This is a genomic window from Intrasporangium sp. (assembly GCF_035688975.1).
Classification (GTDB): domain Bacteria; phylum Actinomycetota; class Actinomycetes; order Actinomycetales; family Dermatophilaceae; genus CALMNV01.
The window spans coordinates 38,533-46,827 of the sequence record NZ_DASSMH010000143.1; the positions used below are offsets into that span (position 1 = coordinate 38,533).

Sequence of the window (8,295 nt, forward strand, 5' to 3'; positions counted from 1 at the left end):
CGGCAGTGCGGCCGGGGGGGAACGTAAGCCGACGGCTTCACCCATGCTCTCTGAAGCTATGATCTTCATATGCCGCACCTGAAGGACTTGGCTTCACGCGTCGTGCTCATCGGCGATGTCGTGGGGTCTCGCTCGACCCTCGACCGCCAGGCCCTGCACGACCGGCTGAGCGCGGTCCTGCGGGGCGTCAACGAGACCGTCCGCGCGCTGGAGCCGGCCGTCATCACGGTGGGCGACGAGTTCCAGGGCGTCTACGCCTCGCTCGGGGACGGCCTGCGGGCGAGCTTCCTCGTCCGGGCCGGGCTCTTCGCGGACGCCGACGTGCGCTTCGGGCTCGGCCGCGGACGGGTGCAGGTGCTCGACCGGGCGCGCGGCATCTTCGACGGCTCCGCCTTCTGGTGCGCCCGCGCCGCCATCGAGCAGGCCAAGGAGCAGGCGGACCGGGCTGCCCTGCACCGGGCGAGGACGGCATACCGCTGCACTTCCAACCACGACGGCACGGGCCACGACGGCACGGCTGAGGACGGGGACGACGCGGGCTTCGGCACCGCCGTCAACGCGGCGCTGCTGGCCCTCGACCACCTCGTCGGCGCCATGAGCGAGCGTTCCCGTCGCATCCTTCGGGGCCTGCTCGACGGCGCCACGCAGCACGACGTGGCCCTCGCGGAGGGTGTCTCCCCGTCCGCGGTCTCGCAGCGGGTGCGCCGCGACGGCATCGGCGCCGCCCTGGAGGTCATGGAGCGGCTGGGGACCCTGGCATGACCTGGATCTCGGTCCTGCTCGTCGGACTCGGCGTCGCCGACCTCGTGCGCGCCGGCCCGGCCCCCAGGTGGTCGGGCCACGCCGCTGGTCTCGCCACGGTCGTCGCCGTCGCCCTGCTCACGCAGCTGACGTCCACGGCGGACGTGCTCGCTCTTGCCCTGTGCTCCCTCACCGTCACGGGTTGGATCGAGCTGTCCCGGCGCACGCAGACGACCGGCCGGGCCGCCTGGGCGCCGCTCACGGTCGTGCTCGGCGCGCTCGCCCTGCTCGTCGGGTTCTCCGGCTTCGCCAGCCGCCCGGACGGCGCCCTCGGCGCGTGGCTGCGGTGGGCTGACCTGCCCGGGGCTGCGGCGGGGGTGGCTCCGGGACGCGTGCTGCTCCTCGCCGGCCTGATGCTGCTCAACCTTGCCACGGCCAACGTCCTCGTGCGCCTCGTCCTGCTCGCCGTCGGGGCCATGCGGCCCGACGCGGTCCGCGCGTCGGCCGGGCCCCAGGCAGCCGACCGGCTCAAGGGAGGCCGGCTCCTCGGGCCGCTCGAGCGACTGGTCATCCTGGGGCTCGGGCTCGCCGGCGAGTACGGCGCCGCCAGCGTCGTCATCGCCGCCAAGGGCCTGCTGCGCTTTCCCGAGATCCAGGCGGCGGGGCGGCAGCCGGGCGACCCCCGGTCCCCCGGCGCCGCCGGCGCGATCGGCGCGATCGGCGCGGCCAGCCCACCCGGGCGCCGACCGGGCGGACCGGTCGGCATCGACGACGTCACGGAGTACTTCCTCGTCGGCAGCTTCGTCAGCTGGCTCATCGCCCTGGTGTCCCTCGCGGTTGCCCGGTGACGCTGCACCCCGAGACGCGGCTGGTACGGTCGGGGGCGTCCACCGACACACCGAGGTGAAGGGTCTCCCGTGAGCACAACCCCCTCCAGCGCTCCCGTCAAGGTCGCCGTCACCGGCGCTGCCGGCCAGATCGGCTACAGCCTCCTGTTCCGCATCGCGAGCGGTGCGCTGCTCGGGCCGGACACCCCCGTGGAGCTGCGCCTCCTCGAGATCACCCCGGCGCTCAAGTCCCTCGAGGGCGTCGTCATGGAGCTCGACGACTGTGCCTTCCCGACGCTCGCCAAGGTCGAGATCGGCGACGACGCCACGAAGGTCTTCGACGGCGTCAACCTCGCGCTCCTGGTCGGCGCCCGCCCCCGCGGCCCGGGCATGGAGCGCGGCGACCTCCTCGAGGCCAACGGCGGCATCTTCGCCCCCCAGGGCAAGGCGCTCAACGCCGTCGCCGCCGACGACATCCGCGTGACCGTGACCGGCAACCCGGCCAACACCAACGCGCTCATCGCCATGTCCAACGCCCCCGACATCCCCACCGAGCGGTTCTCCGCCCTGACCCGGCTCGACCACAACCGCGCGATCAGCCAGCTCGCGGCCAAGCTCGGGGTGCCGGTCACCGAGGTGAAGAAGATGACGATCTGGGGCAACCACTCCGCGACGCAGTATCCCGACCTCTTCCATGCCGAGGTCTCCGGCCGCAACGCCGCGGAGGCCGTCGGCGACCAGGAGTGGATCGAGAAGACCTTCATCCCGACGGTCGCCAAGCGCGGCGCGGCCATCATCGAGGCACGCGGCGCCTCCTCGGCGGCATCCGCGGCCTCGGCCACCATCGACCACGCCCGCACCTGGGTGCAGGGCACGCCCGAGGGCGACTGGGTCTCGATGTCGGTCCGGTCCGACGGCTCGTACGGCGTCGAGGAGGGGCTCGTCAGCTCCTTCCCCGTGACCGTCAAGGACGGGCAGTGGAGCATCGTCTCGGGCCTCGACATCGACGACTTCTCGCGCGGCCGGATCGACGCCTCGGTCGCCGAGCTGGCTGACGAGCGCGACGCCGTGAAGGGCCTCGGCCTCATCTGACCCCCCTCGAGTGGCCACTTCCGTGCAGCCTCACCCGTCGAGTGGCCACTTCCGCCCGGGCACCGCAGTGCGAAAGTGGCCACTCGACGTGGTGGCGCGAACGAAAGTGGCCACTCGACGGGGTCAGCGGGTCCCGGTCCGACCGGGCGGGATGCGCTGGGGGTCGTCCGGGCTGAGGTTGACCGTCGCGGAGGCGACGAGGACCCCGACGCCGAGCAGCAGCAGGATCGTGACGTCGAGCGACCTGGAGCGGGCCGTGAGACCGCCTGCCCCGCGCGGCGACCGCACGAGCCGGATGAGTCCACCGAGGAGGAACCCCCCGCTCATGATCTGACCCCCCAGACGCAGGTGGCCGGCCACGATGACGAGGAGCCCCGACCCGACCACGGCCGCGACGAGCCACCACAGCCCGAGGACGACGAAGCCACTGCCCCGCAGGCGCATTCAGGCCTGCTGCGCAGCCGCGGTCTGCGCCGCCCGCACGATGTTGGTCAGCAGCAGGGCCCGGGTCATCGGCCCCACTCCGCCGGGGTTGGGGCTGATCCAGCCGGCCACCTCGGCGACCTCGGGGGCGACGTCGCCGGCGATCTTGCCGTCGACCCGGCTGACCCCGACGTCGAGGACCGCCGCGCCGGGCTTGACCATGTCCCGGGTGATGATCCCCGGCACGCCGGCGGCCGCGATGACGATGTCGGCCTGACGCACCTCTGCCGCGAGGTCCTTCGTCCCCGTGTGACACAGCGTGACGGTGGCGTTCTCGCTGCGGCGGGTGAGGATGAGTCCGAGCGGTCGGCCCACGGTGAGACCGCGGCCGACGACGACGACCTTGGCGCCCGCGATCGGGACGTCGTGGCGCCGAAGCAGCTCGACGGCCCCCATGGGCGTGCACGGGAGGGGGGCCGACTTGCCGAGGACGAGCCAGCCGAGGTTGGTCGGGTGCAGCCCGTCGACGTCCTTGTCGGGCGCCACGCGCGACAGCAGGGCCAGCTCGTCCAGACCGGTCGGCTGCTGGATGAGGAAGCCCGTGCACGCCGGGTCGGCGTTGAGCTCGTCGATGACGGCCTCGACCTCCTCCTGCGTGGCGGTGGCCGGCAGGTCGCGCCGAAAGCTGCGGATGCCGATCTGCGCACAGTCCCGGTGCTTGGCGGCCACGTACCACTGGCTCGCGGGGTCCTCACCGACGAGGACGGTGCCCAGGCCGGGCACGATGCCTCGCTCCGCGAGCGCCGCGACCTGCTGGGTCAGCTCCGCCTTGATGGTCTTGAGGGTCCCAGCGCCGTCGAGAATCTGTGCCGTCACGCGGGTCATCCTGCCACGCAGGCTCAGCGGCCCACCTCGCCGAGCGGCACGCCGGCATCGCCGAGCCGGGCCCGGTCCACGGCGGTCCGGCTCCGAGCCAGCTCCTTGAGGTCGTCGATGGAGTCCCACATGTTGACGTGCATGCCGGCGAGGACCCGGTCGCCGTCGTCGAGCCAGAACGCCTGGAACTCGTTCGTCTCCGGGCTGCCCCGCAGCACCACGTCGGTCGCCGTCCCGCGGGGGACGTGGCCGGCATACTCCAGCCCGACGTCGTACTGGTCGGAGAAGAAGTACGGCACCGGGCCGTAGCTGACCTCCTCGCCGGCCATGGACTGGCCGGCCGCGAAGCCGCCGTTGAGGGCGTTGGCCCAGTGCTCCACGCGCATCCGCTCGCCGTAGGTGGGGTTGAACCAGCTCGCGACGTCGCCGGCGGCGAAGACGCCGTCAGCCGACGTGCGCAGCCGCTCGTCGCACACCACCCCGTTGTCGATCTCCAGGCCGGCCTCGGCGGCGAGCCGGGTGTTGGGCACGATGCCGATGCCGACGACGACGGTGTCGGCGGGCAGCACCTCGCCCGTGCCCGTGACGACGGACCGCACCACGCCGTCGCCCTCGAGCCGCTCCACCGAGTCACCGAGGCGCAGGGCGACCCCGTGCGCGGCATGCAGGTCGGCGAACCACCGGCCCACCTGCTCCCCCACGACGCCGAGCAGCGGCGCGGCCTGCGGCTCCACGATGGTCACCTCGCAGCCCCGAGTGCGGGCGGCCGCAGCCACCTCCAGCCCGATCCATCCCGCACCGATGAGCACGACGTTGCTGCCCGCGACGAGCCGCGACCGGAGCGCTGCGGAGTCCGGCATCGAGCGCAGGTAGAGCACGTCGAGCAGGTCGCCGCCCGGCACGTCGAGGCGCCGGACCGTTGACCCGGTGGCGAGCAGGAGCCGGTCCCAGGCGAGCGCACTGCCGTCCGCGAGGGTCAGGGTCCGGCCGGCCACGTCGAGCGCTGTGGCGGCGGTGCCGAGCCGCAGCTCGACGTCGTGCTCGGCGTACCACTCGGCAGGGTGGGTGAGCGCGGAGTCCTCCGGCTTGTCACCGACGAGCACCGCCTTGGACAGTGGCGGCCGCTCATACGGCAGGCGCTCCTCCTCGCTCACGATGACGATCCGGGCCTCGCTGTCGCTGTCGCGGATGCCGTCGGCGGCCCTTGATGCGGCCAGGCCGCCCCCGACGATGACGTGCGTGGAAGTAGCCATGGGCCCACTCTGGCCGCAAAAACGGCGGTGGGCCAGCCCCTATCACGCAAGCAATGCCATCTACCATCGGAGGCACAGGGGACACGGTTGGGGGCAATCGGCATGCAGTGCGACATCGTCGGCGTGACGGCGCAGCTGGCGCAGTGTCATGTCGACGAGGTCGACCTCTTCGACCTGGCCTACGACTTCGGCTCGCCCTCGACGGGCGGCTTGTGGCAGGCCCTCGTGCCGTCCCGGCGCGGCAACCCCGGCACGTACTACATCAAGCTCAAGCGACATCCGCGGCACTGGCCGCGCCTGCGGCTCCTCCCGGAGGGGCCCGCGCAGGAGGCGGTCCTGCGCCTGCCGTGGCGTCACCGGCTCGATATGTACCTCGCCGGCATCGAGGGCGTCCTGCCGGAGGGGATGCGGGCCCCGGCGCTCTACCACTTCGAGGTGTTCGACGACGAGCACGTGGGAGCGTGGTGGGAGCTCGTCAGAGACCGCGGTGGGCGCTGGTCCGCGGACGAGCTCGGTCGGGCGGCGTACCTGCTCGGCCGTCTTGCTGCCCGGCGTCGGGAGGGCGCCGAGGTCAACAACCTGCTCCCGGCATACTGCCACGACCCCGACGGGTCCTCCCTCCGGTCCTTCGTCGAGCACCAAGTGCTCGCCGAGCAAGTGCCGCAGCTGCGCGACGACCGCATCTGGCACCACCCCGTGGTCGAGGCCGCCGTGTCCGACACGGGCGACGCCCGGCTCCGCGGCCACCTCCTCGACCTCGTCGAGGCGATCCCCCTCGTGCTGGAGCGACTCGAGGAGGCGCCGCGCACCTACGCCCACGGCGACGCGGCCACCCGCAACCTGCTGCGCCCTCCGGACGAACCCGACGTGACCGTCGTCACGGGATGGGGTTTCGCCTCCCTCCTGCCGGTCGGCTTCGACCTCGGGCAGCTGCTCGTCGGGCAGGCGGAGGACGGGTTCGTGGACCCGGCCGAGCTCCCGCGGCTCGCCGCCGTGGTCTGTGACGGCTACCGCGCGGGCCTCGACGCCGAGGGGTATGCCGTGAACGCCCGGTCGGTCACCCACGGCTTCCTCGGCTCGCTCCTGCTCCGCTCGGCGTTCGGCCAGCTGCCCGTCGAGACGCTGAGCCAGGCGCCGACCGCCGCGGCGGCCCGCCTCGTCCGCCACCGGCTCGAGCTGACGAGGGCGATCGTGGAGCTCACAGCCCCGGCCGTGAACGGCTCGCATACCCAGTGAGGCGCTCGTCAGCGGCGGACTCCGGGCGCGCTGCGGGGCGACTCAGCCCGGCGTCAGGCGGGCGAGCGCGGCGAGCGCCTCGGTGAAGCACGCGGCCGGCGGCGTGACGAGGCCCGCGCCGACCTGCCCCACGCCGGCCACGCGTCCCGCCATGCCGGTGTTGATCTGCGGCAGGATGCCGGTGCGCGCCACCGCCACGACGTCGATGCCGGTGGGCGTGCCCCGGAACTCGAGGATCGGCACCTGGTATGCCGGGTGCTCGGCGACGGTGATCTCGTACATCAGCTGGGTGGTGCGCAGGGCGAAGGGCACGTCGCCGCCGACGAAGCGCACGATGGCCGGGGCGGCCGCCATCGCGAAGCCGCCGACGCCGGCCGTCTCGGTGATGGCCGAGTCGCCGATGTCGGGGTTGGCGTCCTCGGGGCCGTAGGAGCCGAGGAAGAGCCCCTCGGGGGTGTTCGCGGGACCGGTGAACCACTCGTCACCCGTGCCGGAGACGCGGATGCCGAAGTCGGTGCCGTTGCGGGCCATCGTCGTGACGACGCTCGAGCCCGGGATCCCATGTGCCGCAAGGGTGGCCAGCTTGCACGCCGGCATACCGAGGTTGAGGAAGAAGTGCTCGTTGGCACCCGAGAAGCGCACCGCCTCCGCGATGTCGGCGCTGGGGGCGTCGGCCGTGATGATGGTGGGCAGCAGCTCGCGGAGCAGCAGGAGCGAGCCGGCACGGTTGCGGTTGTGGCCCTCGTCGCCCATCTGGAGCATCTGGGCGACGATCGCCTTGACGTCGATGGGTCCGGCCCGGCGGCAGGCCTGCTGGAGGATGGGCCCCAGCACGGTGTTCATCCACCGCAGCCGGTCGATGACCTCGGGTCCGTAGGCGCCGTAGCGCAGCACCTTGCCCAGCCCCTCGTTGAGTGAGCACCACGACGTGTTGTCGTGCACGTCGTCCCGCAGCTCGTAGACCCACATCGACGGCGAGATGACCCCCGCCATCGGGCCGACCGCGTCGCGGTGGTGGCACGGCTCGAGGCGGATGCCGTCGCTCTTCTCGAGCTTGGCCTGCGCCTCCTCCGGCGTGTCGGCGAGCCCCTCCAGGAGCATCGCGCCGACCAGCGCGCCACGCAGCGGCCCCGAGGCCCGCTCGAAGGAGATGGGCGGTCCGGCGTGCAGGAAGGTGCCCCGGTCGAGGCCCAGGGCCTCGTGGGCCGGACGCACGTCGACGAGGTCGGCAGCGGCGGCGGTCATCCGGCTGACCGCCGCGGCGTTGGCCGCGTCGCGCCGGACGTCGCCGACGACCGTCGCCAGGTCGGCCTCGGTGCCGGGCAGCGGCGGCTGCCAGTCCGCCTCGGTGACCTGCACGGCCTGCGCCCGCAGCGCGTCGGCGAGGAGCGCGACGCCGGCCGCCGCCACGGAGACGTCCGTCGTCAGGAGGGCGGACAAGGGGCCGGCCCCGTGGGCTCCCTCCGGGGACGCGGGGGACGCGGAAGACGCGGAAGACGCGGAGGACACGGGGTGGCCCGGGGTAGCCGTGGCCCCCGCGGGCGCCGACGACGCGCCGGATGCCGACGACGCACCGGATGCCGACGACGCACCGGGCGGCAGCAGGGTCAGGGCGTGGCGGGTGGCCGCGGCGTTGGAGAGGAAGACCGAGGCCCCGGCCTGCAGCAGCGCGGTGGCGCACCGGGCGAGCCCCTGGGGGTCGCCCACGGTGCCGGTGAGCGACACGACGACCGGCAGGTCGCGGCCGCCGGACGCCGCGGTGGCCCGGGCCTCGGAGATGGCGGAGGCCAGCTCCCCGGCGGGGTCCGGGTGGGCGGCGTGCCCGAGGACGAGGTCGAGCAGGAGGA

Annotated in this window: 8 protein-coding genes; 4 read left to right on the plus strand and 4 right to left on the minus strand. The window is 73.4% G+C overall.

Features of this window, described 5'->3' with window-relative positions:
- Positions 1–69 precede the first annotated feature (69 nt).
- From VFJ94_RS15070 to VFJ94_RS15080, 3 genes are all read left to right on the plus strand, one after another.
- Complete coding sequence (locus VFJ94_RS15070) at positions 70–762, plus strand: SatD family protein (protein WP_325005043.1); 693 nt, start codon at positions 70–72, stop codon at positions 760–762.
- Positions 759–1,589 carry a hypothetical protein gene (locus VFJ94_RS15075; protein WP_325005044.1) on the plus strand — a complete coding sequence of 277 codons (831 nt, stop codon included), beginning with the start codon at positions 759–761 and terminating at the stop codon, positions 1,587–1,589. The genes VFJ94_RS15070 and VFJ94_RS15075 overlap by 4 nt, the downstream gene beginning before the upstream one ends.
- 69 nt (positions 1,590–1,658) lie before the next feature.
- Positions 1,659–2,660 (plus strand): malate dehydrogenase, encoded by a 1,002-nt coding sequence (locus VFJ94_RS15080; RefSeq protein ID WP_325005045.1) that lies wholly within the window; start codon positions 1,659–1,661, stop codon positions 2,658–2,660.
- Between the two features lie 123 nt (positions 2,661–2,783).
- Here the strand turns inward: VFJ94_RS15080 and VFJ94_RS15085 are convergent, their stop codons facing one another.
- From VFJ94_RS15085 to VFJ94_RS15095, 3 genes are read right to left on the minus strand one after another with little or no spacing between them, the layout of a single operon-like run.
- Positions 2,784–3,104: a DUF3017 domain-containing protein gene (locus tag VFJ94_RS15085; protein WP_325005046.1), complete on the minus strand. Its 321-nt coding sequence runs from the start codon at positions 3,102–3,104 to the stop codon at positions 2,784–2,786.
- Positions 3,105–3,959, minus strand: a complete 855-nt coding sequence (locus VFJ94_RS15090) for a bifunctional methylenetetrahydrofolate dehydrogenase/methenyltetrahydrofolate cyclohydrolase (protein ID WP_325005047.1) — start codon at positions 3,957–3,959, stop codon at positions 3,105–3,107. It lies immediately after the preceding gene.
- Between the two features lie 23 nt (positions 3,960–3,982).
- A complete protein-coding gene (locus VFJ94_RS15095) occupies positions 3,983–5,212 on the minus strand; it encodes an NAD(P)/FAD-dependent oxidoreductase (protein WP_325005048.1) in 1,230 nt (409 codons plus the stop codon).
- A gap of 102 nt (positions 5,213–5,314) precedes the next feature.
- Between VFJ94_RS15095 and VFJ94_RS15100 the strand changes: the two genes are divergently transcribed.
- Positions 5,315–6,448 (plus strand): hypothetical protein, encoded by a 1,134-nt coding sequence (locus VFJ94_RS15100; RefSeq protein WP_325005049.1) that lies wholly within the window; start codon positions 5,315–5,317, stop codon positions 6,446–6,448.
- Positions 6,449–6,490: 42 nt separating this feature from the next.
- On the opposite strand, the gene VFJ94_RS15105 is transcribed toward VFJ94_RS15100, so the two are convergent.
- Positions 6,491–8,295, minus strand: a 1,805-nt coding sequence (locus tag VFJ94_RS15105) for a DUF1116 domain-containing protein (protein WP_325005050.1), incomplete at its 5' end; no start/stop codon positions are given.